Origin of the sequence: Paraburkholderia susongensis, from assembly GCF_900177725.1 — a bacterium.
GTDB lineage: Bacteria > Pseudomonadota > Gammaproteobacteria > Burkholderiales > Burkholderiaceae > Paraburkholderia > Paraburkholderia susongensis.
The window spans coordinates 327,162-353,725 of sequence record NZ_FXAT01000004.1; the positions used below are offsets into that span (position 1 = coordinate 327,162).

A 26,564-nucleotide genomic window follows, 5' to 3' on the forward strand; every position below is an offset into this window, starting at 1 on the left:
TCCGCGCGTGCCGCCATGCGTGCATTTTTGCCGTATCCTCGGCTGATATTTGCGTTGGCGGATCGGCCTGAAAAACAAACGACACACATGAATTCAAGTATCCCGAGCAAGCCGGCATCCATTGCAGTCGTTATCCCGAGCTACAAGGTCCGCGCGCACATTCTCGACGTGATCGTCAGGATCGGTCCGGAAGTGGACCGGATTTACGTGGTCGACGACTGCTGCCCCGATGGCAGCGGTGACTTTGTCGAAAGCCATTGCAGCGACCCGCGCGTTCGCGTCGTCCGGCATACCGTCAACCAGGGCGTCGGCGGCGCGGTGATGACGGGCTATGCGGAAGCGATCGCCGGCGGAGCGGACGTCATCGTCAAAGTGGATGGCGATGGTCAGATGGACCCGGGCCTTCTGCCGCAATTCGTGCTGCCGATCATCGAAGGCTGGGCTGACTACTGCAAGGGAAATCGCTTCTACGACCTCACGCATATCACCAGGATGCCGGCGATGCGCCTGATCGGCAATGCCGGGCTGTCGATCATGAGCAAGATATCGACGGGCTACTGGACGATTTTCGATCCGACTAACGGCTACACGGCCATTAATGCACGCACCGCATCACACTTGCCGTTCGACCGGATCAGCAAGCGTTACTTCTTCGAAACAGACATGCTGTTCCGACTCAATACGCTGCGCGCGGTGGTCGCCGATATTCCGATGGACGCGGTGTATGGCGATGAGCAATCCAATCTGAAGATCACGAACGTGCTCTTTGAGTTCATGGGCAAGCACGCGAAGAACTTCACGAAGCGGATCTTCTACAACTATTTTCTGCGTGACATGACGGCCGCGACCTTCGAGTTGATTGCCGGCCTGATTCTGTTCGTGTTCGGAGTGTGCTTCGGCATCGTGCATTGGATCAGCGCGCTCGCGACCGCTACGCCGACTCCGTTGGGCACGATCATGCTGTCGGCGCTGCCGGTGCTGATCGGCCTGCAATTCCTGCTGGGTTTTCTGAACTTCGATGTCGCCAACGTTCCGTCGCGGGCGATCAGCAAATTTCTGCCTTTTCATCCCTCTGAGGCGCGCAAGCTGTTGACGCCCGATGACCAGCGTCCGCTCGATCCCGTTGAATAAGTCCGCTTGCCGGGTTTTTTTTGCGCCATCGTCCGGAACGGTCGATGAGCGCCGATTTCCACGATTCAATTACCGTATAGAAGATGACACCTCTTCAAACCATCTGGGCAATCGCCTGCGCCTGCATCATCGCCATTGGACAGATCGCCTTCAAGAAAGCCGGCATGGAAGTGCAGAGTGCGGGTACCTGGTTTTCACCGCGCGCGGTGCTGACGATCTTCTTTGCGCTCGCCATCTACGCGATCGCGACCCTGCTCTGGATCAACCTGTTGAGATTCGTGAACCTCAATAGAGCTTATTCGTTCATGGCGCTGTGTTTCATCATCGTGCCGATTGCGAGCCACTTTATTTTCAAGGAACACATCACGCCGGGTTACGCGGTCGGTACGGCGCTGGTCGTGATCGGCCTCGTCGTCGCCACCCGTTTCGGGTGACGCGAATTCACCGAAGCGGCGGTTGAACGTCCATGTCCGTCGCAAGCAGATCAATTACTTGCGCATGGTTTCGAACAGGATGGTCCGCCAAACCCGAGTTGCCTCAAAAGCCTGATGTATCATTCGCCGGAAAATAATCTCCGAGGGATGCATGAACAAGTTGAGTCGGGCCGCAATCGTGTTCTTCGCGGTCGTCATTATCGGCAGCATTTTCTCTGCCCTGATCCCGCCAATGCAGTCGCCCGACGAGAACGACCACGTCAAACGTGCGTACCTGCTGTCCGTTCTGTCTCACACTGTCACCGAACCGGGCCTGTCCACTGGCGGTTACTTCGACGATGCGCTGCAACAATATCAAGTCCTCATGTTCCAGGCGCTGTCGACGAAGCCCGACGCGCGCATGAGCGCGGAAACGGCAAAAGCGGCTGCTGACATCAGGTGGGCGAAGGTGCGCCATTACGTCGACATGGCTGGCGCTGCGCCATACTTCCCGCTAGGCTATCTGCCGCAGGCGGTCGGCCTGCGGATCGGACAAACGCTGAATCTGGGCGTAGGGGCTTCGTACCGGCTCGCGCGCGCGACAACGTTACTTTCGGTTGCCGTCATCATTGCCTACGCCTTCACCATCTTCCCGCCAAACGCGTTGGTGATCTGCCTGTTGGCTCTGCCCATGACGATGTTCCAGATGTCGAGCGCTTCGGCCGACGGCATGTCGTTCGCATGGACGATACTCGCGGCCAGTCTGTTCCGGCGGGGCATGGAGCGGGATGCGCCGTTTCCGCTCCGCTGGAGCGCACTGCTGATTCTGTCGGTATTCATGATTGCGACCAGCCGGCCGCAACTGATTGCCATCGTTGCGCTACCGTGCGTCGTGTTCTTCTTCCGCCGCGACAGGCGTGCGCTGATCGCATCTGTGATTGCAGCCGCCGCGGCGCTGGGCTGGATCCTTTACGGCACGTCGCACACCGTCGATCTGCGCTGGACGCGCGCGGTCACATCGAAGCAGGTTGTCTCCTTCTACCTGCATCATCCTGTCGAGTTGATCGAAATCATCTGGCGCACGGTGTCGAACCCGGCGATCAGCAGTTCTTACTACCACCAGTTCGTCGGCGTGCTGGGCTGGCTTGACCGGCCGATGGCGCCGGTCACCTATCCGGTCGCGGGCGCCGCACTCGTTGTTACACTGGCGCTGGCATTCTCCCGGCGCGTCGGCGCTGTCGAGCGGGCGGTGCCCGTACTGGTGGCCTTGTCGGCGGTGCTGCTGACGTTCGTCGCGCTGCTCATGACGTGGACTGCACTTCCGGCCGAAGTGATAATCGGAATTCAGGGCCGCTATTTCACCGCACCGGCGATCCTCGCCGCATACGCACTCAGCTCCCGAAGCACCGGCGAGAAGCGCAATCTGGCCACGCTAATTGTCTGCGGCGCGTTCATCACGTTTTCTGTTTCGATGACAGCTTCGACGCTGCTCTGGAAGTACTATCTTTAGAAGAAGAGCGTGCCTACTCTGGGTCTCTTCGCGGAAATAATCGTCACCTCGTTTCAACGGCAATCGGAGAAGGTGCAGTCTGAACCTGGGGGGACGGGTGCAGCGGTCGCCTCTCCCGCCACCCAAAATGCTGATAATGCTCAACCGCATCCGCCCCAGCCGCCGCCACATCCGGATTGGCGGCAAGATATTCCTGAGCATCGAAGCCTGGCGGTAATGCAATAGGTTCGTCGGGGTCCAGTTCGCTGTGCTGTCCGCATACGCGCGACGTGCTTCTGCCGCCATCCTGCACCGTGCGCAATTCCTCGAGCTTGCGGCGCGTGCGCCAGAACGACACGGCCGGCGTCGCGTCACTGGCTAATCGTTCCATTCGCAACCAGCTGTCGGCGATATATTGCCGGTCGCGCGATCGCCTCATCACGACAGAAAACTCGATGTCGTTGTGCAGCGTGTCGCAGAAATCTTCACATGCGAAATCGATCAATTCCATTTTGCAAAGATCGGCGATGAGTCTCGCAAAAGATCGCGGCGTGAAAACCCAGCAGTGCACGTCGTGGTAAGCGCCGTTTTCGTATGCGTCGCGCGCGAGTTCCAGCGCGCCTCGCCATGTGTGATGCCGTTTGACCGAAGCCGGGTCGAGTCTCTTTTGCCAGGCCTCCTGGGGAGACACATCGGCGACGGAAAGACAGTGATCGAGTAGCGAATAGGGTTGCGGTATGCGCGCCCGGGCGATATAGCTCGCCAGAACCTCTGGCAGGCGGCTTTCCTGGCGGAAATAGTCGAAGGTGAAGCGTCTGTCGGGAACGGCGAGACGCACTTCGCCAGTGGGCTTCAGAACGGCGCCCAGTTCCCTGAGCCACGTGACCAGATCGGGAACATGCTCGACCACATGAGAGGCCACGACGTAATCGACATAACGGCCTTTGATCGCTTCGTGAAGCGTATTGCGTCCCCACACCGCGTCGACATCGACGATTTCATTGATGTCGAGATGAGGGTCGCCGTTGTACTTCTGGCGCAGGTGAGGCGTATCCGTATGGTCCACGTAGATGATTTCGCCGTCGCTGCGTCGCACGAGGGGCCAGCAAAGCGGGCCTATTTCAACGCCCACGCTTTCCTTGACGTCCAGGCCTTTCAATAGACGGCCGCGTCTTTGGTCCCGAGCGTCAACGATGTTCAGACCATTGTCTTCCTTCGCCATGTTGCCTCCTCGCAATGGACGGCACAGCTTCCTGTTTTGATCGATGTTCGCCGCAATCCGTGTGGCTGCTCATTCCATCAGGTGTGAACCTGGACCTTGATGGAGTCCGAACTTTTGTCGCAAGCCAGCCGGAAGGCTTCCTGAATGTCGTCGAGACTCAGGTCGTGCGTGATCATGGCGCGCAACGTGCCGCCCTTGCGCGCGAGCAGATCGATGGCCAGCGCGAAGTCGTGTTGACCGTCGATCGAGCCGTAGCAGTTCGGCAGATGAATCGTCAGTTCCTTGATGTGCGGCGCGATGATTTCGATGCTTTTGAAGCCGTGATCGAAAGCACCGAGCACGGCGACCTGACCGAGCGGCCGCACGAACTGGCAGGTGTAATCGAAGGTGTCCGCTGTTCCGCCGACGGCCTCGATCGCATAGTGCGCGCCCAATCCGCCGGTTGCCTGTTCGACCGTCCTGATTGCTTCTGCGCGATCGGCCGGCAGGATCGCGGTGGCGCCCATGGCCAGCGCCGCGCGCGCCTGGGCCGCATGTCTTGCGACGACGTAGACGCGTTCGCTGCCGGCGTCGAGAGCGGCGGCGAGTGCCGAAAGACCGATCGTGCCCGCGCCGACCACGACGCCGACCGAGCCTCGCTCGATGCGCATTTTGCGGCATGCGTGGACACCGACGGCAAGCGGTTCGACGATTGCGCCGAGGCGGTCGTCCACGGCATCGGGCAGCGGGAATACACCTACTTCCTTCGTGCGCACATATTCGGCGAAGCCGCCGCCGAACGGAAATTCGCGCGCCCGGCAATGAATCGGCGCGCCGAGTTTGCAGTATTCGCAGGTGCCGCACGCGGTGCCGAGCACCATGTCGATCGTGACGCGTTCGCCGACGCGCACTGTCGTCACGCCCGCGCCTGTTTCGACCACGGTGCCGCTCAGTTCGTGACCGCTCGGAAAGCTCTGATGAGCATCGACGTTTCTGTAGGCATGCAGATCACTGCCGCAGATGCCGACGCTCGCGACCTTGACGATGACGGTGCCGGGCAGCAAATCAGGCACGGGTATGCGGGCGACTTTCATCGTGCGAAGACCATCGAGCAATCCGGCCCGCATGGATGCGCCTTCGGTGCGATGCGCGAGTTCGCTCGTCGAAGTCATCTGTCAATCTCCTCGAATCCTGTACGTAAAAACGCGGGTCGATGCGCTCAGCGCGCTTTCCTGATCCAGAAGCTCGCACCGGGGTTGCGCATGAAGAGCGGCATGCGCTCGTTCATCAACTCGGCGTGGAAGTGGCCCATGAATGTATTCATGAGCACGACCTCGAAAGTGCTGTTGTATTGAAGGAATGCGCGCAACAGATAGGCCTCGTTCCATGCGCGGCCTTCGTAGACCCACTGCGGCGGATACTCGAGCGGCAGGAACACGTCGTGGAAATGGATGTGCACGCCGGGAGCCAGGATCGGCAATATTTCGAAGATGATCCGGTTGACGTCGCTGCCGATCTTGCTCACATGCGAGGAGTCGACGAACAGGATGTCGTTGGCTTCCAGTTCCGTGAACACCGAGAGGTCGACATCCTGCGCGAGCGACTTCACGATCTTCGAGGTGACCTTGTCTTTCTCGGTCAGCAGCGACAGCAGCCGTTCGTTGTTCGGTTCGACGAAGGTACATTTGATCTGGCCGTCGAAGAACAGGTCGTTGGTGTCGAGCGAAACGGCGGAGGAAAAGCCCGAGCCGATTTCGACGATGCGGCGCGGCCGCAGATGGCGAATCATGCAGTAGAGCGACGTGGCGTCTCCATACGAGAACATCACGTTTTCGAAGTAGAAGCGCAGTCCGTCTTTCTTGTGCGGCTCGAACGGCATCTCGCCGTAATACCTGTTCGCGAATTCCTCGACGAGCCGCACCTGCGCCTCTTCGTTGAATTCGATGCCGGGCAGGGTGCGCGAGATCGTTCCGAACAGGCGTGCCTCGTCCTTCTGAATATCGGGGATCGAGGGAATCGGCGAATAGTAGTGGCCAGGGGGGACGTCGCCGAGATTCGAAAAATGTGGGACGTTGGTGTGAAGCGAGTCGCGATACTTATCCCGTTCGGCGATGAGTTCTGCAACTTCGGGATGCTGCGCTGCAAGTGAATCGAGAAGTTCGGTCGATGCCGACATCTTACGTCTCCGGCTTGATAGGTTCGTGAAGGCAATTCCAGAGGAGCAAATCCGATGGCGATATCCCTGCGCTGCTGGATCTTCGACGGGTCAGTCTAACGCACGCCCGCTGACGTACGTTATTCTGCACGTCGTTTATTCCTGTATGCCTACGCCCCGGCTTGCAGTTACCGTTGCTTACAAAATATTCGTCATAGCAATCGGCACGGTCGCAAACGTGGCCCGCAAGGTGCTGTTCCGTCAGGGTTTCGGGGTACGCATGCAACGCTTGTTGAAGACCCCGCGGCCGTCGTGGCGGCCGTTGTCGTGAGGCGCCTAAATAAAAGTCACGAAAGCCTGGGAGACGCATGCCCACTGCGTCGCCACAGGGATCGTTTGTACTGCGTTTTGGCGTAAAATCAAGCCCCTGCCGACAACGTCCGGGCCTGCCTTGCCGGCTACGGACACCAGGTGCGCGCCGTCGCGGACGGCACTAGCGCCCACGATACGGGGCGATTCGGGACGGAGCCCGCAATATGCATTTTAAAATTCTCCTGACCACTCACAGTACCGCATTCATGACGAGCGGTGGTGGTGAGTCGGAACTCGTGCAGGTCGCCGAACTCCTCAACGATTCGGACGTACAGGCCGATATTTATGGCATTCGCAGCCGGCCGCTACGCTTTTACGACGCGGTCATGCATTTCTCCGTGCACGCGGACGGAGAGGCGATCATCCGCGAGACGGTCAACCAGGGCAAGAAGCTCTTTCTCTGGCCCAATGTCTGGTGGCTGAGCCCGCCGGAGGCAGCGGAAATCAGCCGGATCGAAGCGCTCGTGCGGCGCGCCGACCGGCTGCTCTTCAAGTCCTCGACCGAACTCGATCATTTCAACGCGCACATCACGGCCGATCCCGACAAGTGCGTGGTGGTCGGCTCCGGTATATCTGACCGCTTCCTCGCGCCCGCCGATAAAGATTTACTGCCCACCGTCTGCGACGTGTCGGATTACGTGCTGTGCCTCGGTCTGATCGAGCCGGTCAAGAATCAGCTCGAACTCATCCGCGCGCTCAACCAGCTCGAAGTGAATGGGCTCATGGTGGGCGGCTTCCGCGACGAGCAATACTACCGGGAGTGCATGCGCGAGGCGCATCGCGGCATTCACTTTCTGCCGTTCATCCAGCCGTGCAGCGCGCTATTGCGCTCAGCGCTCGCCAATGCGCTGGTGGTCGCGGAGCCGAGCTTCGATCCGCCGGGGCGCTCCTGCCTCGAAGGTGCGTTCGTGAAGAAGCCGCTCGTCATGGTCGATGGGGATTGGCAGCGCGAGCACTTCGACGACAATGTCTGGTACGCGGCTTCCACCAGCGCGCCGGACATCGTTCCCGCGATTCAGGCAGCCCTCTCCGACAAGGACAGGGACGCAAAAATCGAAAGCAATTACGAACGCGTCTATGCACGGCACTCGTCGAGTACGGTAGCAGCAGACTTAATCAGACACCTGATCGATGCCGGCCTCACACATTCCTAAGATTCCTCGCCTGCTGGTCGTCCAGCGGCGCTCCATGACCGATGGCCGAATGAGTTCGCGTACGATCGGCGCGAGGTTTGCGCCTTTGCTTTCGTACATGCAGCGGCATCAGCTGATCGAGTGGGAGCAGATATCGGAGGCGGAAGTTGGCGTGAGTCATCTGCATCGCTTCGACGTGGTGCTGTTCAACAAACACGTGTCGAACCTTTCGCTGAAGATCATGCGAATGGCCAACGAACTCGGTCTCCACACGATTTACGATCTCGACGACTGGCTGCTCGATCTGCCGTCGTGGAGCGTTCTCGAAATGAACGAGGACGTGCTCTACAACGTGCTCGCGATGATTCGCGAGGCGAGCGCGGCAACCGCGTCGAATCAGCTGTTGCAGGATCGCATGCGCAAGGTGCGGCGCTCGGACGACGTGCTGATCATCCCCAACGGATTCGACCAGCAGGCGTTCGATCTTTCGCCCGAACTCTGGAAGGAAACCCAGCCGCCGAAGATCATCTTCTCGAATCTCGACGGCGTGAAGCTCGTCAACTTCCGCAAGGATTTCTTCGCGACCTTGCACGGCTTTCTGACGCGCAACGAAAACGTATCGATCGACTTCTGGGGCGATCCGTTTCCCGAGCTTCATTCGATTCCGCGTGTGACGCATCGCGGCAGCCGCGGCAATATCGAGTACAAGAAAGCGATTCGCGACGAAGGCTACTCGTTCGCGATCGTGCCGCTCGGCGCGGAAGAAGATCCCGAGACGCTGTTCTTCAACTCGTGCAAGTCGCCGATCAAATACGCGGATTACGGGAGCCTCGGCATTCCGAGCATCTATTCCGATTGCCCGACCTACCGCGAAAACGTCAAGCATCGCGTGACGGGATACATCGCGGCCAATACGGCGCAGAGCTGGGCGCAGGCGCTCGAAGAAATGCTTGTTGACGCGAAGCTTCGGCAATCGATCCGCGAGCATGCCTATGCCGATGTGTTCGACCGTTTCAGTGTGCGGCGCATTTCGGCAATGTTCCTGAAGGCGCTGCCCGACCCCCTGTCACCCAAGTCCTTGCACGGCTAACGCGTAGCTAACTCACTCTTATGGATCTTCTCCTGATTCGCCACGGCCAATCGTTCGCCAACGTGGCCGGCCTGCTGAACTCGACCGAACAGGACGAGTTGACCGAGCACGGCCTGCAGCAGGCCGCGAAGCTGCGTACGCTGATGGAAAGCCGCGGCCTCGTACCCGATCGCGTGTTCACGAGCCCGTGGCGGCGCGCGTTGCAAACCACCGAAGTACTCTTCAAGGACAAGAGCGGCTGGACGGTCGACCCGCGCCTTGGCGAAACCAATGCCGGACGGTTCGCGACGTGGAAGGCCGAAGATTTTCGCGTGGCGTATCCCGACTGGGGCAAGCATCTGTCGGACCGTTACGAGGGGGGCGAGTCCCATCTCGAACTGGCCGCGCGGTCGGTGAACTGGGTCGAGGAAGAAGTGCTGCGGCATGCCGGCGAGCCAGGCCTGATCGCCGCCGTGTGTCATGCGGGGCCGATCTCGGTGATTTCGCAGTATCTGCTGAACATACCGTTGTCGAAATTTCCCAACGTGCTGGTGCCGAACGCATCGATCACGCTGTTCCGGCAGAACGTGCATACCGGAAACTTTTATTTGCAGATCGCAGGACTGTCATGAGTGCATCGATCAAGATTTTCGAGCCGCTTTACGCGCCGGGGCAAGTCCTTTCCGAAAAGGCCTTCCATCCGCTCGTACTTCGCAACAATGCCCATGCCGCATGGCGTGAGTTCTATATTCTGGTCGACATGTACCGCAAGGGCATGCATTTGCAGCAGGACTTCACGGGCCTTTTCTCGCCGAAATTTTCATTGAAGGCGCGCATAGACGGCAGCCAGTTTCTGGAGTTCGTGCAGGCCAACGCCGATGCCGATGTCTGCATGATCAATCCTTTTCCGCAACTGGCCTATTTCTCGTTTACTGCGTGGATGCAGGGCGAGCATGCGCACCCCGGGCTCGTGGAGCGCAGTCAGCTATTGCTCGACGCATGCGGGATTCCGTGGAATCTGCGCGAGGCGCCGCGCCAGTCGGCGAATACGCTGTGCTACTGCAATTTCTGGGTCGGCTCGCAGTCTTTCTGGGAGAACTATGTCGGCAAGGTGCTCGAGCCGATTGCCACTTTCCTCGAAACGCAAAGCGACAGTGAAGCCGCGCGCGCGGTGCTCGAACCCACGGTCCATTCGGACGATGCGCCGTTTCTGCCGTTCGTCGCCGAGCGTCTGTTCAGCACGCATCTTTCGCTGCATCGCGATCTGAAGGTGGCCGCTTATCCGATCGAGGGCGACCGGGTTCTGGACTATTGCGTGAGCGACTTTGAAAAAGACATCGTGCGCTACATGCAAAAGCCGATCGATGCCGCGGATCGGGCGCCCGTGTTTCCCGCGGAGCAGATTGCCTTGATGGATTTGCTGTGCACGTTATCGCAGAAGTACGTGCGCGCGCACTTTTCGTTTACTCCGCATCCGCATACGGGCCAGCCGATCGACTTCGACAGGCGCGGCCAGTAAGCAGCGTAGCCGTGAGACGGGCGCGTATCGGCCTGATCGCGCGGGCCGATACGCGCCGTCGCCGATTATCTCTTCGCGGCGCGAACACCGCCCGCGGTAGCCGGCCTTGCGAGCGAATGCGGGATCGCACTCGCCGCGCCGATGCCGATAAAGATGTTCCGCCAGACGTCGTCGTTGGCGCGTTGCAGCACGCTGTCGGCGTGTTTCACATAAGCCTCGTCGGTCCGGCAGCGACCGGCGGATTGACCAAGACACCGCATCAGGGGCGGTATCCATGTCGCGAGTTCGGCATTGGAGTCGAACACACAGTCCGGCGGACAAATCTCCTGAGCGGCCGTGCCGCCGCGAACGAACACAGGCTTGCCGAAATGCATGGCCTCGAGCACGGGCACGCAGAATCCTTCGTGGCGGCTCATGGCGAGTAGCCCATTGGTGGACTCGTAGCACTCGAACAGATCGGAATCGTCGAGCATGCCCTTGAAGTCGACCTGCTCGAGTACGCCCAGGCCGCGCGCGTGATTGATCAGGAACTTCAGATAATCGTAGTTCGGCGTACTGCCGACGATACTCAGCGTCGCGATGAATTCGCGCTGTTTCAACTGCGCGAGAATGCTGATTCCGTCTTCAATGCGCTTGTGCGGCACCACGCGGCCAACCATCAGCATATTCGGCTCGTGCCGTTTGCGGCCTTTGTGCGGCGGCTCGCGCCGGAATACGTACATGTCCGGAAAGATTGGCGGGACGACCTTGATCGCGCCCACATCCAGCACGCCGGAGAGGCTTTCCGCAGTGCTTCGCGAATTCGCGACCACCACATCGAAGCCCGCGAGCAGCGGCAGTTGCGCGAGCGCCTGCTCGCACAGCTGCGCCGTGCGCGGTTCGAGCGCGACGAGTAGCTTCGGATCGGTCACGCCGTGGAAGTAGCCGATCTTCTTGCAGTCGAGCGCGAGAATCCGTTCGAGATACGGATCGAAGATCGAGTAGCTCAGGATGACAACGTCTTCCGGAGTGACTTCTTCAAATAACGCTTCAAGCGGGCGGACTCCCTGTGTTCCCTCATCGAAACCGCTTGCATACATCTCGGTCGCAATGCCGAGACGGTCAGCCATTCGAACGAATCCGATGCAGTGATTGCCCACTGCATCGCCCGAGAAAATGTCTGGAGCACACACCCGAAGCGTCATTTTGCCTTTGCCTCCGCAATGTCGGTCAACCGTCGAGCATAGGCGCGTGCGACTGCCTCAACTGAGTAGTCGCGCTCGACGCGCGCCTTGCCTGCCTGTGCGATGCGCTCACGTAGCGGCACATCGTCGATCATGCGTTTGAGCTGTTCGGCCGCGATCGAGACATCCGGATCGCACCAGTACTGGCCTTCGGCGAACAGATAGTCGCCGGGGCGCAGCGGGACGAGTTCACCGTCCACGAGAAAGGCGGTATCGGGCTCGCAGAAGTCGACGTTGCCCGAGAAGTTCGTGACGACGACCGGTTGCCCGAGCGCCATGGCCTCGGCGATCACGCGGCCGAAGCCTTCGCTGCGATGCAGCGAAATGTAGGCGTCACAGCAGGCCATGAAGTCGGTCGAATCCTGCCGGCTCAGACGTTCGGAGACGATGTGAATGCGGCTGTCGCCCGCGGTCAGGTCGAGGACAGCGCGCCAGACGGGGTCGTCGTCGCGCACGTTCATTGCCTTGATGACGAGCCCGACGCCCGGCGACTCGTTGCCGAACGCCTGCTTGAACGCCTGCACGCCGGCGAGCGGATTCTTGCGGCTTAGCCACGAGTTGCCGTCGAACATCAGGTAGAACAGGAACTCGTTCGGCGGCAATCCGAACCGTTCGCGCTTCGGTTCCAACGGCGCGGGTACCTCGACCGCCATCGGCATGTGATACACCGGCGTGTTGCCGAGCCGGCTGTAGACGCTCTGCACGAAGCGGCTCTGCGCCCAGATTTCATCGACCATCTGATGCACGTTGCCGAATGCGCTCGGCCAGTGGGGCAGCTCCCACGGCCATGCGCCGATCTTGTGGGTCGGCGCGTCGATCAGTTTGCGGCCGCCTTCCAGCGCGAGACGCACCATCTCCGGCGCGGGCAGGCAGATCAGGCTGATGTTGTACTTGAGTTCTTCGCTGATGAGATGATCGACCGAGTGTTCGAGCCGCGCCGGGCCCGCCATCGGCGCGTTGAGCAGCGTGACCGGCGTGGACGACAGTTGCAGCACGCGCGCGGCCATGCGCGCATCCTCGCCGAGGCCGAGCACGCCTTGCGGAAAGCCGATGATGTTTACGCCGAAATCGTAGCCGGTACCTTCGACGCGCGCGTGATAGCGGGCCGGCTCGCGCTCGTCGTCATCGGCAGTTTCGGCGCTGTCGGCCCAGTGCACCGTTAGCGAGCCGACCAGCGGATATTCGGTCGGCGCCCATTCGTTCCACCACTGCACGAGCTGATCGCGGCCTTGCACGGTGCCCATGTCGAACGCCTGGCGCAGGTCGGGGCGGTCGTTCGCGATCATCGTGAGAAAGCGCGGCAGCAACGTATCGTCGGCGGGCTGCTCGTCGTCTATTCTCGCCAGCTCTTCGGCGAGGTGGGTGGGCGACCATTTGATCGCGTAATACTCGTCGTGCCCGTTCTTGTCCCACCACGAAATAAAACCGAGCCGCTCACTGAAGCTGTTCAGATTGAACGATGCCTGAAGCTCGGGCCGCTCGTTCCAGATCAGCAGCAGAAAGCGCGGCAGCAGCGGCAGTGCGCCTTGCTCGCCGGCTTCCATTCTGAACAGGTCGTCGGGCAGCGGCGGGATGGCCCAGTGAATGACCGAATACTGCTGATGCCCGTGCTCGGCCCACCACGACAGGCACTTCAGGCGCCCGGTGAAACTGTCGAGCGAGCAAAGCGCCTGCAGATCCTGGCGCTCGCCGTGCAGCAGCCGCAGGAAGCGCGGCACCGGCAGCCAGTCGGGGTGCGTGCCCCACTCCGGCTCGAACAGCAGCGCGGGCGTGATAGGCGGCACCCATCTGATCGCGCGGTACTGGTGCGGGCCGTATTCGATCCACCACGACAGGCAACTGAGCCGTCCGCCGAAGGACTGCAGATCGAAGGTCGCCTGCAGGTCCGGCCGCTCCCTGTAGATCTCGAAAAGGAAGCGCGGCAAGCAAAGGCCGCCGTCGACGGCAGGCTGGTCGTCGTCGACTCTCGTGAGTTCTTCGGTGACGCGAGTGGGCGACCATTTGATCGCGTAATACTCGTCGCTCCCGTCCATCTCCCACCACGAAATGAAGCCGAGCCGCTCGCCGAAGCTGTTCAGATTGAACGATGCCTGCAGGTCGGTCCGCTCGTTCCAGATCAGCAGCAGAAAGCGCGGCAGCAGCGGCAGCGCGCCTTGCTCGCCGGCTTCCATTCTGAACAGGTCGTCGGGCAGCGGCGGGATGGCCCAGTGAATGACCGAATATTGATGCTGCCCGTGCTCGGCCCACCACGACAGGCACTTCAGGCGCCCGGTGAAACTGTCGAGCGAGCAAAGCGCCTGCAGATCCTGCCGTTCGCTGTGCAGCAGCCGCAGGAAGCGCGGCACCGGCAGCCAGTCGGGGTGCGTGCCCCACTCCGGCTCGAGCAGCTGCGCGGGCGTGGCAGGCGGCACCCATCTGACCGCGCGGTACTGGTGCTGGCCGTGTTCGGTCCACCACGACAGGCAACTGAGCCGCCCGCCGAAGGACTGCAGATCGAAGTTCGCCTGCAGGTCCGGGCGTTCCTTGAAGATCTCGGCAAGGAAGCGCGGCACGTAAGGGCCGCCGTCGACGGGCGGCTCTTCGGGTTCGAGCATGGCGCCGCCGATCGGCGGTTGCAGCCACTTGATGTGCGGATATTCGCGCTGGCCGTGATCTTCCCACCAGCTCAGGCAGGCTAGCCGCGAGGTGAAGCTGTTCAGATCGAACGCGCTGCGCAGATCGGGCCGCTCGGTCGTGATGAGCGCGAGAAAGCGCGGAAAGGGCATCGCACCGGAGCCGGCGTCGTCGATCGGCTCCAGCAGTTTGGGCCACGCAACGGGCGGCCGCCACGTCACTCGCGAGCAGGCGCTCTGGCCGTGCGCGTCCCACCAGTCGAGGCAGTTCAGATAGCCGGTCAGCGTGCCCAGGTCGAATGCCTGGGCGAGATCGCCGCGATTGCGCACGATCATCGTCAGGAGCTTCGGCAATTGCAGGCCGGCTTCCGCGAGCACGGTTTGTGGTTCGAGCAGCGTCTCGCTCAGGTGCCGGGTATCGAGCACGCTCGGCTTCGTCGAGCCGAGCCAGTACATGACGGCGTCCGGATGGCGCTCGATCAGCGTGTCGTTATCGAGTTGACGCAGATACTCGAGATCTTCCTGACGCAGCACCCAGTTGAAGTCGGGATACGTCTCGCGCGCCGACATTTCCCACCAGAAGTAGAGTGTGACCCGGTCGTCGAGCGCTTTGGAATTGAAGCGCGCGAGATCGGCTCTGAACTTCATCAGAAAATAGATCGCGCTCGGCAGGCAGAACAGGTCTCCCGGCGAAGGATGGCGGTATTCCGCCAGCCACCCGGTCTTATTTTTTTTGGGTCCCAGATTAATCAAGATCTGCAATCCTTGAAGGCCATGCAAAGGAAAAGTCGTCGGCAGTCAGTGTCAGATTGGGCGAGTAGTAAGGATCGTTCATCAACAGATGCCCCCAGCGCTGTCTGACCAACTCGGATTCCTGGTTAAAGCGGCTGATTTTTTCGGGTGTGTCTTCGGCGCCGCGCGTTGCCGATTCATGATGATAAAGCTCGGCGTAGGGCGTCCACACATTGCGGTAGCCCGCCTGCCGCACACGCAGGCAGAAATCGATGTCGTTGTAGGCGACGTGTAACTGTTCGTCGAGCCCGCCGACCTCCTTGTAGATCGACTGGCGGATCAGCATGCACGCGGCGGTCACCGCGCTCATCGCGTTGCGCAGGCGTGCGCGCGCGAAGTAGCCCGGCATCGTGTTCGGGAAATGCTTGTGCGCGTGACTCGCGATGCCGCCAACCCCGAGCACCACACCGCCATGCTGGATCGTGTCGTCGGGGTACAGCAGCTTCGCGCCGACGGCGCCCACGTTCGCCTGCAGCGCCACTGCCACCATTTCCTCGAGCCAGTCGGCGTTGATCACTTCGATGTCGTTGTTCATCAGGCAGACGAAATCCGCCGTGCTGGCGAGCGCAACGCGATTGTTCAGCGCAGAGTAGTTGAACGGCGAATCGTCGCGCACGACCTTGATGCGCTCGTCTTGCTGCAGGCGCGCGAACAGATCATGCGTTTCCTGCTTCACCGAGCCGTTGTCGATGATCGTGATGCGGAAGTTCGGGTAGCTCGATTTCTGACGCACCGATTCCACGCATTGCTCGACGAGACCTGCGGAGTCGCGCGTCGGAATGATGATTTCGACGGACGGCAGCACCTCCGGCAGGTCGTACACGACCTTGTTGAAGGCATCCGTGCCCGGCGCGTGTTCGGTATGTGCGTTGATGTTGTTGCGCGCGAGGTGTTCGTCGAGCGCGCGCATGGCCGCGATATGCGCATACGGTTTGGCTTCGTGGCCCGCTGCCGTGCTTTCGGGAATCATGCGCCAGTGGTAGAGCGCGCGAGGCACGTGATGCACCGTGTGGTGACCGGCCCGGTCGATTACGCGCAACGCGAGGTCGTAGTCCTGCGAGCCCTCGAAGCCGGTTCTGAAACCACCAACCTCTTTCATGAGCGAAGTCCGGTACACGCCGAAATGCGAAATCATGTTCTGGCTCAAGAACAGATCGTAGTTGAAGTCGCACTTGAAGTACGGGTCGGAGCGGTCGCCGTCGATCGAAACTTTGTCTTCGTCGCTATAGATCACCGCCGCGTCCGGATGCGCATTGATCAATTCCGCGACGTAGTAGAGCGCGAGCGGATGCAATTCGTCGTCGTGATCGAGCAGGCCGACGAATTCACCCACGGCCAGTTCGAGGGCTGTGTTGCTCGAGGCGCTGATATGGCCGTTCGTGGCGCGGTACGCCACCTTGATGCGCGGGTCCTTCGCGACGTAGCTGTCGAGCACCGCCTTCACCTCCGGGTCGGTGGAGCAGTCGTCCGCGATACAGAATTCCCAGTTTTCGTAGACCTGATCGATGACCGAATCGATCGCCATGCGCAGCCATTTCGCCGGCGTGTTGTACGTCGGCATGACGATGCTGATGAGCGGTTGCAGCGCCCACGTTTTTGAGCGCGCACGCAATTCAGGGTAGCGCGCCGCGGGCGGTTCGTGCCGCTCGATCCATTCCTGATACGTGTGGCCCGCGCTCGGGGTCGGCGCGGGTTGTGCGCCGCCACGCCAAGACGCCATGCGGCGCGCGCGCTCGAGCAATTCCTCCGGGCAGTCGGCGTCGGCAACCAGTTCGGCCTTGAAGTTCTTCACCGAGAACAGTCCCGCGCGCGCGATCGGGTCGAGGCGCAACGGCCCCACCAGCGGCGGAAACGCCACGACCTGATCCACTTTGCCGTTTGCGTCGACCACGAGGTTGATCGTCGCGTGTTCCGACATGCCCGCACCCACATCGAAATAGATCATGCATGGAGAAGCCGGCATGTCTTCTTTGGCGAGGTCGAACGAAATACGCGCGGCGCGCCCTGATAGCGCTTCCCATCCCGTCAGTTCAAACTGCGGGTCGCTGTTGGTCGCCTTCCACGCAAACTCGGGATTCGAGGAAGCGTCGACGTTATTCAGAGGGCGAAGTTCGAAGTTCTTCACGAGGTTCTTCATTTTGTCAGCAGGGAATCGTAGAGATCTTTCAGGGGTGACAGGACGGCCTGCCATGTCAGGTCGCGCGCCGTGCCGGTCGCGCCGCCGCGCGGTTGCGCGAGCGCCGCACGAATCGACTGGGCAATGCTGTCGACGTCGGACGGATCGAGGTAGGCGACATGCTGTGCGAAGTATTCTTCGGTAGAGCCAACTTTCGTCACCGCGATGCGCGCGCCCGCCGCATGCGCTTCGAGCGCGGCGAGTCCGGGGGTTTCGAGCGTGCTCGGCAGCACGAATGCTTCGCAGGCCGCGTAGGCCGAGCGCAACACGGGCGAGTCGTGAGCGAGTGTGCCCGCGTAGATGACCTGGTCGCCGCCCTCGGCGAAGCACGCCTTCGCATATTCAGGATCGCGCTGATGGCCGATCAGCACGAGCTTCAGTTCGGGGAACGACTTCATCGCCCTGATGAGCGCGAGCTGGTTCTTGCGCGGCTCGATGTTGCCTACGTTCAGGATGAAGCGGCTCTCGATGCCGAATTCGCGGCGGAACAGCTCCGGCGCGACCGGCTCGTAGAAGCTCTGCTCGACGCCATTGAGCACGCTGGCGAATTTTTCGCGGGGCAGGTCGAAGATGCGCGCAAGCGTATCGCACTCGATCTCCGAATTCGCGACGACCCGGTCCGCGAGTGAAAACTGATGATGGATCTCGCCGATCGGATAGAGATGTTTGGTCTCCTCCGTCACCCAGAGGCTCGACGACACCACGAGCGGCAAGCCTAGCTGCTTGACGAAGTTGCAGAAGTGCACCGAGCCGCCGACGCACGAAAAGAAATGAACCACGTCATGTTCGAGAAACCGCGGATTCCATGGGTCGAACAACGTGATGTCCACACCATGCGCAGGCAGATGCTTGTGATACGCCAGCAACTGGATCTCTCCGCCTCCGGGGGTATGGAAGGCCATGGGGTACGTGGCGAACAGCACTTTCATAGGCGAGGCTCTATTGGCTCAAACATGTTCTTTTCTCCAGACCAGCACGTCGTGCTTCGCATCTCGATGGTTTCGGCCGCCCGGCGCCTAGACGGCGCAAGCGGCATATGCGGCGCGTGCCGGCGATCCACGCGGCGCCCGGGCGCTGCACGGCCGGCGGGTTTCGATGCATTCATGTGGATGCGTGCCGCGCTCATTCGCGGCAATCAGGCGCTGGCTCGCCGGCGTGCGGGCGGTTGCCCGTTCAGGCGGCCTAGCAGCAGGCCCGATTGTGCTGTCGTCGAGCACGTCGGATCGATACCACGAATTCCACATGCGCGAATATGTTTGAGTTGTTACGAAGTGTACGAACGGTGCGCCAACAGGCACACGTCCGTTTTATTATCACGGCCCAAGGCTTCTGCCGCGCGTTCGGTACGGCTTGCGGCGTTGCGGCCGCGGGCCCATTTTAGCGCCTAACCCTTACGAGTAGCGGGCCGCGGGGGGCGCCGCCCGCATACAATACGTTCCCAGCCAGACTTCTGAGAAAGCACCGCCGATGCCAGATTGTATCGTGTCTCATCCGCCTTTCCTGCCGTATCCCGGAGGGTCCAGCCTTGACGGCGCCCGGATGCGCGCGCGGCTGGAGCGAGGTGGTGCGGGAGTGCGCCGATGAGCCTGCAGGTTCTCGTCACCGGCGCCAACGGCTTCGTCGGCAAAGCGGTTTCGCGTGCGTTGCTGCAACGCGGAGACCGCGTGGTCGGTGCTGTGCGCCGCGCGCAGACGGCCGCGGACGGCGTGCGCGAATGGCTGCTCGACACGAAAGACTTCGAAGGCATCGACCAGCGCTGGCCGGTCGGGTTCAATTGCGACGCCGTCATCCATCTCGCCGCGCGCGTGCATCTGATGCATGAGACGGAGACCGATCCGCTCGCGGCCTACCGCGCGACCAACGTCGAGGGCGCGTTGCGCGTCGCGGCCGCCGCGCGTCGCGCGGGCGCGCGCCGCTTCGTGTTCGTGAGCAGCATCAAGGCGGTGGGGGAGCGCAGCCTCGGCCGGCCCATCAGTGAAACGGACGAGCCCGCGCCTTCCGATCCGTACGGCATCTCGAAACTGGAAGCCGAGCGCGCGTTGCTCGACTACGGCCGCGCATCGGGGCTCGAGATCGTGATCGTGCGGCCGCCGCTCGTCTACGGGCCGGGCGTGCGCGCGAACTTCCTGCAACTGATGAACGCGATCGCGAGAGGCATTCCGCTGCCGCTCGGCGCGATTGCGGCGCGCCGCAGCCTCGTGTTCGTCGACAACCTCGCGGACGCGCTCGTGCATTGCGCGACCGATCCGCGCGCGGCCGGCGAAACCTTTCATGTTACCGACGGCCGCGACCTGAGCGTGCCCGAGCTCGCGCGGGCGCTGGCGACGCAACTGCATGCGCCCGTGCGCCTCGTGCCGGTGCCGGCCGGCGTGCTGCGTCTCGCGGGGCGCCTCACGGGACGCTCGGCGCAGATCGACCGGTTGATTGGCGAGTTGCGCCTCGATAGTTCGCATATCCGCGAACGTCTCAACTGGTATCCGCCGCACACGGTCGAGCATGGGCTGCTCGAGACCGCCGCGTGGTATCGCTCCACGCATTGAACTTGCGCTGAGTCCGCGCCGAATTCATTTCCTATCGATGCCGATCGCTTCACACACCGCCTCTTTCTTCGCCTCTCTGCTCCCCCTGCTGCCGTGGGGCGCCGCCGCGCTGGGCGCGTGCGCCGCGATCCTGTGGGCGCTGCTCCGAAGCGGCCTCGCATGGCGCCTTGCCACCGACATCCCCAACGACCGCTCGCTGCACACACGGCCGACGCCGCGTGTCGGCGGCTGGGGCATCGTGCCCGTCGCGGTGGTGCTGATCGCCCTCGCGGCACCGGCGCTGTGGCTGCCCGCGCTGGCCGCAGCGCTGCTCGCCGCGCTCTCGCAGATCGACGATCGCCGCGGCTTGCCTGCGCGGGTGCGCTTCGGCGGCCACGCGGCGGCGGTGGCGGCGCTCGTCGCGCTCTATCCGGCCGACGTGCCGTGGTGGGCGCTCGCGTGCATGGCGGTTTTACTCGTGTGGCTGGTCAATCTGTACAACTTCATGGACGGCTCGGACGGCCTCGCGGGCGGCATGGCCCTGTTCGGCTTCGGCGGCTATGCGGTGGCGGCGTCCGTGTCGGCGCATCCGGACGCCGCGCTCGCGTCGGCGAGCGTCATCGTGGCGGGCGCGGCGGCGGGCTTCCTGCTGTTCAACTTCCACCCCGCGCGTATCTTTCTCGGCGACGCCGGCTCGATCCCGCTCGGTTTTCTGGCCGGCGCGCTCGGCTACTGGGGCTGGCGCGAGGGCGTGTGGCCGGTGTGGTTTCCGGCGCTGTGCTTTGCGCCGTTCATCGGCGATGCATCGGTAACGCTTCTTAAGCGTCTGCTGCGTGGCGAAAAATTTTGGCAGGCGCACCGCGAACACTACTATCAAAGACTGGTGCAGTCGGGTTCAGGTCACGCCGTCACCGCCTGGATTTGGTATTTGTTCATGGCGGCGGGCATAATGCTTGCTATTTGGGCATTACAGTTCGATCTGCTGTATCAATGGCTAGCTGTCGCCGCATGGGCCGCCGTGCTTGTCGTCGCGGGGTTGTGCATTGATTGCCGCTGGCGGCGCCATGTGTCCCGTTCCGGGCAAATCTGAGGTTCTACGCAATGAAAACATTCAAAGCCCGATGGCTTTCGTTCAGTGCGTTTGCGTTCGACCTGTGCGCGGTGGCCTTGGCCTGGCTGCTCGCCTATGTGATCCGGTTCAACGGTCCGGTGCCTGCGCCGTTCTGGTCGAGCGGACTGCATGCGCTCGTATGGGTGCTGCTGATCTACGCGGTGATGTTTCGCAGCTACGGGCTCTATCGCGGCATGTGGGTGTTCGCGAGCCTGCCCGATCTCGTGCGGATCGCGAAGGCGATCGGCGTCGGCGCGCTCGTCGTCATGATCGGCTCGGCGCTGCTGCAGCCCGCGCCGGTCGTGCCGCGTTCGGTGCTGATCGTCTCGCCGATGCTGCTGTTTCTCGCGATGGGCGGCTCTCGTGCGCTCTATCGCGCGGCCAAGGAGTTCTATCGCTACGGCGGTCTGGTCGGGCAGGGCAAGCCGGTGCTCGTGCTCGGCGCGGGCAATGCGGGCGCGAACCTCGTGCGCGAACTCAAGCGCTCGGGCGAATGGCGCCTCGTGGGCCTGCTCGACGACGATCCGGTCAAGCAGGGCCGTGAAATCTACGGCTACCGCGTGCTTGGCGCAATCAGCGATCTGCAGAAAATCAGCGCCGACCTCAAGGTCGAGCACGTCATCATCGCGGTGCCGTCGGCCTCGGTCGAAGCGCACCGGCGCATCGCGACGCTGTGCGTGCGCGCGGGCGTGCGGGCAATGACGCTGCCCGCGCTCACGCAGCTCACGCAAGGCCAGGCGTTCCTCTCGCGCGTGCGCCAGATCGACCTCGAAGACCTGCTCGGCCGCGACCCGGTCGCGATCGATACTGAACATGTCGAGGAGCTGCTGAAAAACCGCGTCGTCATGGTGACGGGCGCGGGCGGCTCGATCGGCTCGGAGCTGTGCCGGCAGATCCTGCGCTTCGGCCCGGTGCAACTGGTCGCGTTCGATATCTCCGAGTTCTCGATCTATCGCTTGAACGAAGAGCTGCGCGACAAGTATCCGGAAGTGTCGGTGGTGCCGATCATCGGCGACGTGAAGGACTCGCTGCTGCTCGATCAGGTGTTGGCGCGCTACTGTCCGCACATCGTGTTTCATGCGGCCGCTTACAAGCACGTGCCGCTCATGGAAGAGGTCAACACGTGGCAGGCGGTGCGTAACAACGTGCTCGGCACGTATCGCGTCGCGCGCGCGGCGATTCGCCACGACGTCGCGCATTTCGTGCTGATCTCGACCGACAAGGCCGTCAATCCGACCAACGTGATGGGCGCGAGCAAGCGTCTCGCCGAGATGGCGTGCTCGGCGCTACAGCAGCAGGGCAGGCGGCGCACGCAGTTCGAAACCGTGCGCTTCGGTAATGTGCTCGGCAGTGCCGGCAGCGTGATTCCGAAGTTCCAGGAGCAGATTGCGCGCGGCGGTCCGGTGACGGTCACGCATCCGGAGATCACGCGCTTCTTCATGACGATTCCGGAAGCATCGCAACTGGTGCTGCAGGCGTCGAGCATGGGGCGCGGCGGCGAGATCTTCATTCTCGACATGGGCAAGCCGGTGCGCATCGCCGATCTCGCGCACGACCTGATCCGCCTCTACGGCTTTACCGAGGAGCAGATCCGGGTCGTGTTCACAGGCCTGCGGCCCGGCGAAAAGCTCTACGAGGAACTGCTCGCGGACGACGAAACGACCACGCGCACACCGCATCCGAAGCTGCGCATCGCCCAGGCGCGCGAAGTGCCGGACAGCCTGATCGACAATCTGCTGCCGTGGCTCATGCAGCATCGCGTGCCGTCCGATGACGAAGTGCGGCGCGATCTGCGCCGCTGGGTGCCGGAGTATCAGCCGGCGACGACTGCGTTGCTGCGCAGCGTGCCGCCGGCGACGCGGGTGTCGTAGGGCGCGTATTGGCGGTGACGAGCGGGAAGCAATAAAAAAAGCGCCTCAGGCGCTTTTTTTATTGCTTCGAAAGCCGTGGAGATTTTGGGCCGTCGCCCATGTACGTACCGCCTGTCGCGCAGTAATTATTTGATCGCTGCCAACTCAGGCAGCGACTTCAGGTAAATCGCCGGCACAACTATGCGCCCTGACGAGAAATTCACTAGCACGACTCATGCGCTCGCACATGCGACGGTCATCATCTCGGGTGACTCCGTCTCCCCGGAATTTTGGACCTCGTATTTTGGCGTACAGCCCGATCGGGAAATCATCAAGGGCCGACCTTTTCAATTGCCGTCTGGCAAGCTGAGCCCGCACCCCGGCAAGCTCGGCCTGTGGGCTATCGAAAGCAGGTCTGCAATCCACAGCGATCATCTGGCGCCCCATTTGCAATATCTCAAGAGCCATCTTGGCTTGCCGCGTGCGGATTTGCGCGATCTGGCGGCAATGCAAGGAGCCAAGGTGGCGCTGTGGTGCTACTGGATGAACGAGGCAGGGGACCGCGTGCCCGATGTGCCCGACGATATCCGCGCGATGATGGAAGCGATGGGCGGCACGGTCGAGATCGACGAGTACCGATAGTGCAGCCGTTGCACGCAAGAACGGGAAAGCCGCTTGACGAGCGCGGCAGCACGGGTTTTCAACCGCATGACGACCCCTTTTGCGATGATTGAAAACCGATTGTTTGGTACGCGGACAGTTCCAGCACCGTCCCGGGCGTGCAAACCGAGCGCCGCCCGTCACGCTCAATGTTTCGTCTTCCTCACCACCATCCACCGCGGCGACTTGAACCGCACGATGCTCACGTAAAGCCACACATACGTTGCCGCGAACACCACGACGAAACAGAACAGATGCAACGTGTGCCGCCAGAACAGCGTGGCGGGCACGACGGCGATCAGGCACAGCAGCCAGAGATACGGCGAAGTCAACGAATTGCGCCGCGTCAGCTCGCGCGCGGTGCGCGCGCCGACGGCCCAGCGCATGAGCCGCTTGTAGACCAGCATATGTAGATGCACGCCGTCGGGAATGCCCGGAGAGATGCCGCGAATGAACTTCTTGCGGTAGATCGAGAAGCAGGTCTCGAAGATCGGGTACATGAAGAGCAGCACCGGATACCACGCGGACACGTCGCGATTGCGCATCACGAGCAGGATCGACAGTTCGGCGAGCATGAAGCCGATGAAGTACGCGCCGCCGTCGCCGAGAAAAATCAGCCCCGCCGGGAAGTTCCAGATGAAGAAGCCGAGCACCGCGCCCATCATCATGAACGACGCGGACAGCACGACCGGATCGGACACCTCGAACGCGACGTACGCGAGCGACGCGAACATCATGAGCGCGACCATCGAGGCGAGGCCGTTGAAGCCGTCGATGATGTTGATCGCGTTGGCGAGCGCCGCAACCGCGAGCACCGTGACCACGAACGAGATTGCCGCATACGAGAGCAGGAAGTCGAGCGGCGGCACGCTGATGCGCGTGACCGCGATGCCGAGCAGGAAAAACGCGAGCGCGGCCGCCGCCATCGTGCACACGAGCCGCGCGAGCGGCGACACGCGTTTGGTCAGGTCTTCGACGAGGCCCGAGCCGAAGGCCGGCATCCCGCACGCGGTCAGCCCGAGAATACCGCCCGAGACGGCCGGATACGCGCGATGCAGTTGCACCGCCGAGACGATCAGCCCAAGCAGAATGCCGGTCCCCCCGATGCGCGGCACAGGGCGCACGTGGAATTTCTGCACGCCTGACAGATCGGTATCGGTCGAGAGTTTTTCATGCAGATGCGCATAGCGCACGATCAACAGCGTGATCAGCAGGGAAACGAGGAAGCCGAGCGCGAAACTGAGCATGAAAGTGGGCCTGAGCTAAGACGCGGAATTATACAAACGAAACCGATGACGGCCCGCGCGTGCCGCGGGCGCGAAGCTTTCAGCGTTGACGCGAAAAATCCCAGATAGTGACGCAAAAATCGCCCGCAAAGACCCCGCAAAGGTCCGCCAGCGCTCGCTCGTCATGGATTTCCCTAATGCGCCGTTCGTGCCGCGCGACCGTAAACCTTGGATGCGGCGAAGTGTAAGTCACGCGCAATAACCGGTCATCGACCGGTCACGAGGCGGCGCGTGTGCCTGCCAACCTGTTTCGCCGCGATGAGGACGTTCCGGAGACCCAATGCTAAACAACATCACAATTCGTGGCGGCCTGACGCTCGTGATCGGCGTATTCGTCGCTTTTCTTCTGACGGTGATCGCTGTCGGTTACGGCGCGCTCAAGCTCGCCAACAACAGCCTCGACGACACCCAGCGCAGCGCCATTGCGCTGTCGCATCTGAAGGCGAGCTCCGAGAAGCTTCTGCAGGTGCAGCTCGCGCTGGGCACCTATCAGACACTCTTCAGCGTCGGCAAGCAGACCGACGATCTGCTGCCGGCCGCGCACAAGGTGCTGGTCGAATCGAACAACGATTTCCGCAACTACATGGCGGGCCCGTTCGCAAGCGATGCGGAGCACAAGCTCGCGCAGAGTGTCGCGCAGGCGCGTGCCGCGCTCGTCGACAAGGCGATCGAGCCGGAATTCAAGGCGCTCACCGACTTCGACTTCAACACGTTCCGCAACATTCAGGGCGACACCGCGAACAGCTACTACGCGACTTACTCGAAGGCGATCGACGCGCTCGAAAAAGCTCAGGTCGACAATCAGCATCAGCAGGCCGCGACCGGCGTGCAGCGTTTCCAGCTCGCGACGCTGCTGTTCGGCGTGATCGGCGCAATCGCGCTCGTGATCGGCGTGGGCGCGCGCATCGCGCTGTCGGCGGCGCTCGTCAAGCCGGTCAACGCGACGGTCAGGCACTTCGAGCGCATCGCGGCCGGCGATCTGAGCAGCACGATCAAGGTCCGTTCGCGCAACGAGATGGGCCAGCTGCTCGGCGCGTTGACGCGGATGCGCGACGGCCTCGTCGAGACCGTCGCGAAGGTGCGCGGCAGCACGAGCGCGATCACGCAGGGCGCGAACGAGATCGCTTCGGGCAACGCGGACCTGTCCGCGCGCACCGAGCAGCAGGCGGCCGCGCTGCAGGAGACCGCGGCGAGCATGGAACAGCTTTCGGCGACCGTGAAGCAGAACGCCGACAACGCGAAGCAGGCGAGTCGCCTCGCGCACGGCGCGCTCGATACGGTCACGCGCGGCGGCAAGGTGGTGTCACGTGTGACGGAGACGATGGACGGCATCAGCGAGTCGTCGCGCAAGGTCACGGAGATCATCGGCATGATCGAGGGCATCGCGTTCCAGACGAACATCCTCGCGCTGAACGCGGCAGTGGAAGCCGCGCGCGCGGGCGAGCAGGGGCGCGGCTTCGCCGTGGTGGCGAGCGAGGTGCGCAGCCTCGCGCAGCGCTCGGGCGCAGCGGCCAAGGAGATCAAGGAGCTGATCGGCGAGTCGGCGGCCAAGGTCGAGGAGGGCGCCTCGCTCGTCTCGGATGCGCAGAAGACGATTCAGGAAGCGATGAGCGCGGTCGAGCGCGTGACCGGCGTGATGAGCGAGATCGAGGCGTCGGCGCTCGAGCAGAGCGACGGCATCGAACAGGTCAACAAGGCGGTCTCGCAGATCGACGAAGTCACGCAGCACAACGCCGCGCTCGTCGAGCAGGCCGCCGCCGCGGCGAAGTCGCTCGAGGAGCACGCGGTCGCGTTGCGCGACGCGGTGGCGGTGTTTCAGCTGGAAGGGGCGCCGGCATAAAGGGCCCGGCGCT

20 protein-coding genes are annotated in these 26,564 nt (G+C 62.2%); 12 read left to right on the forward strand and 8 right to left on the reverse strand.

Features of this window, described 5'->3' with window-relative positions:
* Positions 1–87 precede the first annotated feature (87 nt).
* The 3 genes from B9Z01_RS14385 to B9Z01_RS14395 all read left to right on the forward strand — a co-directional run bounded on the left by B9Z01_RS14385 (position 88) and on the right by B9Z01_RS14395 (position 3,054).
* The gene (locus tag B9Z01_RS14385) at positions 88–1,131 is read left to right on the forward strand and encodes a glycosyltransferase family 2 protein (protein WP_085484755.1); all 1,044 of its coding nucleotides are present in this window, start codon (positions 88–90) and stop codon (positions 1,129–1,131) included.
* An 83-nt stretch (positions 1,132–1,214) separates the two neighbouring features.
* The gene (locus tag B9Z01_RS14390) at positions 1,215–1,565 is read left to right on the forward strand and encodes an EamA family transporter (protein WP_085484075.1); all 351 of its coding nucleotides are present in this window, start codon (positions 1,215–1,217) and stop codon (positions 1,563–1,565) included.
* Between the two features lie 178 nt (positions 1,566–1,743).
* Positions 1,744–3,054, forward strand: a complete 1,311-nt coding sequence (locus B9Z01_RS14395; RefSeq protein WP_167387488.1) for a DUF2142 domain-containing protein — start codon at positions 1,744–1,746, stop codon at positions 3,052–3,054.
* A 43-nt stretch (positions 3,055–3,097) separates the two neighbouring features.
* Here B9Z01_RS14395 and B9Z01_RS14400 read toward each other — a convergent pair whose 3' ends face one another.
* The 3 genes from B9Z01_RS14400 to B9Z01_RS14410 all read right to left on the reverse strand — a co-directional run bounded on the left by B9Z01_RS14400 (position 3,098) and on the right by B9Z01_RS14410 (position 6,410).
* Complete coding sequence (locus tag B9Z01_RS14400; RefSeq protein ID WP_085484079.1) at positions 3,098–4,255, reverse strand: methyltransferase domain-containing protein; 1,158 nt, start codon at positions 4,253–4,255, stop codon at positions 3,098–3,100.
* Between the two features lie 77 nt (positions 4,256–4,332).
* Positions 4,333–5,406, reverse strand: coding sequence for a zinc-dependent alcohol dehydrogenase (locus tag B9Z01_RS14405; RefSeq protein ID WP_167387489.1), 1,074 nt, complete (start codon positions 5,404–5,406; stop codon positions 4,333–4,335).
* 47 nt (positions 5,407–5,453) lie between these two features.
* On the reverse strand, positions 5,454–6,410 hold the full coding sequence (locus tag B9Z01_RS14410) for a class I SAM-dependent methyltransferase (protein WP_085484081.1): 957 nt from the start codon (positions 6,408–6,410) through the stop codon (positions 5,454–5,456).
* Positions 6,411–6,925: 515 nt separating this feature from the next.
* Here B9Z01_RS14410 and B9Z01_RS14415 point away from each other — a divergent pair.
* From B9Z01_RS14415 to B9Z01_RS14430, 4 genes are read left to right on the forward strand one after another with little or no spacing between them, the layout of a single operon-like run.
* A complete protein-coding gene (locus B9Z01_RS14415; protein ID WP_085484083.1) occupies positions 6,926–7,915 on the forward strand; it encodes a glycosyltransferase family 4 protein in 990 nt (329 codons plus the stop codon).
* A 49-nt stretch (positions 7,916–7,964) separates the two neighbouring features.
* A complete protein-coding gene (locus tag B9Z01_RS14420) occupies positions 7,965–8,984 on the forward strand; it encodes a glycosyltransferase (protein WP_244196017.1) in 1,020 nt (339 codons plus the stop codon).
* A gap of 20 nt (positions 8,985–9,004) precedes the next feature.
* A complete protein-coding gene (locus B9Z01_RS14425; RefSeq protein WP_085484087.1) occupies positions 9,005–9,595 on the forward strand; it encodes a histidine phosphatase family protein in 591 nt (196 codons plus the stop codon).
* Entirely contained in the window at positions 9,592–10,482 is an 891-nt protein-coding gene (locus B9Z01_RS14430; protein ID WP_085484089.1) for a hypothetical protein, read from the forward strand. Before B9Z01_RS14425 ends, B9Z01_RS14430 begins: the two co-directional genes overlap by 4 nt.
* Before the next feature lie 65 nt (positions 10,483–10,547).
* On the opposite strand, the gene B9Z01_RS14435 is transcribed toward B9Z01_RS14430, so the two are convergent.
* The 4 genes from B9Z01_RS14435 to B9Z01_RS14450 form a co-directional block, all read right to left on the reverse strand.
* Positions 10,548–11,591, reverse strand: coding sequence for a glycosyltransferase family 4 protein (locus B9Z01_RS14435; protein WP_244196018.1), 1,044 nt, complete (start codon positions 11,589–11,591; stop codon positions 10,548–10,550).
* A gap of 71 nt (positions 11,592–11,662) precedes the next feature.
* Positions 11,663–15,070 carry a glycosyltransferase family 4 protein gene (locus tag B9Z01_RS14440; protein WP_244196019.1) on the reverse strand — a complete coding sequence of 1,136 codons (3,408 nt, stop codon included), beginning with the start codon at positions 15,068–15,070 and terminating at the stop codon, positions 11,663–11,665.
* Positions 15,063–17,246 (reverse strand): glycosyltransferase family 2 protein, encoded by a 2,184-nt coding sequence (locus B9Z01_RS14445; RefSeq protein ID WP_085484093.1) that lies wholly within the window; start codon positions 17,244–17,246, stop codon positions 15,063–15,065. Before B9Z01_RS14445 ends, B9Z01_RS14440 begins: the two co-directional genes overlap by 8 nt.
* Positions 17,243–18,214, reverse strand: a complete 972-nt coding sequence (locus tag B9Z01_RS14450) for a glycosyltransferase (RefSeq protein ID WP_085484095.1) — start codon at positions 18,212–18,214, stop codon at positions 17,243–17,245. The genes B9Z01_RS14445 and B9Z01_RS14450 overlap by 4 nt, the downstream gene beginning before the upstream one ends.
* 651 nt (positions 18,215–18,865) lie before the next feature.
* Between B9Z01_RS14450 and B9Z01_RS14455 the strand changes: the two genes are divergently transcribed.
* From B9Z01_RS14455 to B9Z01_RS14470, 4 genes are all read left to right on the forward strand, one after another.
* Entirely contained in the window at positions 18,866–19,825 is a 960-nt protein-coding gene (locus B9Z01_RS14455) for a UDP-glucose 4-epimerase family protein (protein WP_085484097.1), read from the forward strand.
* A 37-nt stretch (positions 19,826–19,862) separates the two neighbouring features.
* On the forward strand, positions 19,863–20,894 hold the full coding sequence (locus B9Z01_RS14460; protein WP_085484099.1) for an MraY family glycosyltransferase: 1,032 nt from the start codon (positions 19,863–19,865) through the stop codon (positions 20,892–20,894).
* A gap of 11 nt (positions 20,895–20,905) precedes the next feature.
* Positions 20,906–22,786 (forward strand): polysaccharide biosynthesis protein, encoded by a 1,881-nt coding sequence (locus tag B9Z01_RS14465; RefSeq protein ID WP_085484101.1) that lies wholly within the window; start codon positions 20,906–20,908, stop codon positions 22,784–22,786.
* Positions 22,787–22,966: 180 nt separating this feature from the next.
* Positions 22,967–23,407, forward strand: coding sequence for a DUF4279 domain-containing protein (locus B9Z01_RS14470; RefSeq protein WP_085484103.1), 441 nt, complete (start codon positions 22,967–22,969; stop codon positions 23,405–23,407).
* 164 nt (positions 23,408–23,571) lie between these two features.
* On the opposite strand, the gene B9Z01_RS14475 is transcribed toward B9Z01_RS14470, so the two are convergent.
* Positions 23,572–24,672, reverse strand: coding sequence for an MraY family glycosyltransferase (locus tag B9Z01_RS14475; RefSeq protein ID WP_085484105.1), 1,101 nt, complete (start codon positions 24,670–24,672; stop codon positions 23,572–23,574).
* A gap of 319 nt (positions 24,673–24,991) precedes the next feature.
* On the opposite strand from B9Z01_RS14475, the gene B9Z01_RS14480 reads away from it, so the two are divergent.
* Positions 24,992–26,551: a methyl-accepting chemotaxis protein gene (locus B9Z01_RS14480; RefSeq protein ID WP_085484107.1), complete on the forward strand. Its 1,560-nt coding sequence runs from the start codon at positions 24,992–24,994 to the stop codon at positions 26,549–26,551.
* Positions 26,552–26,564: the final 13 nt, after the last annotated feature.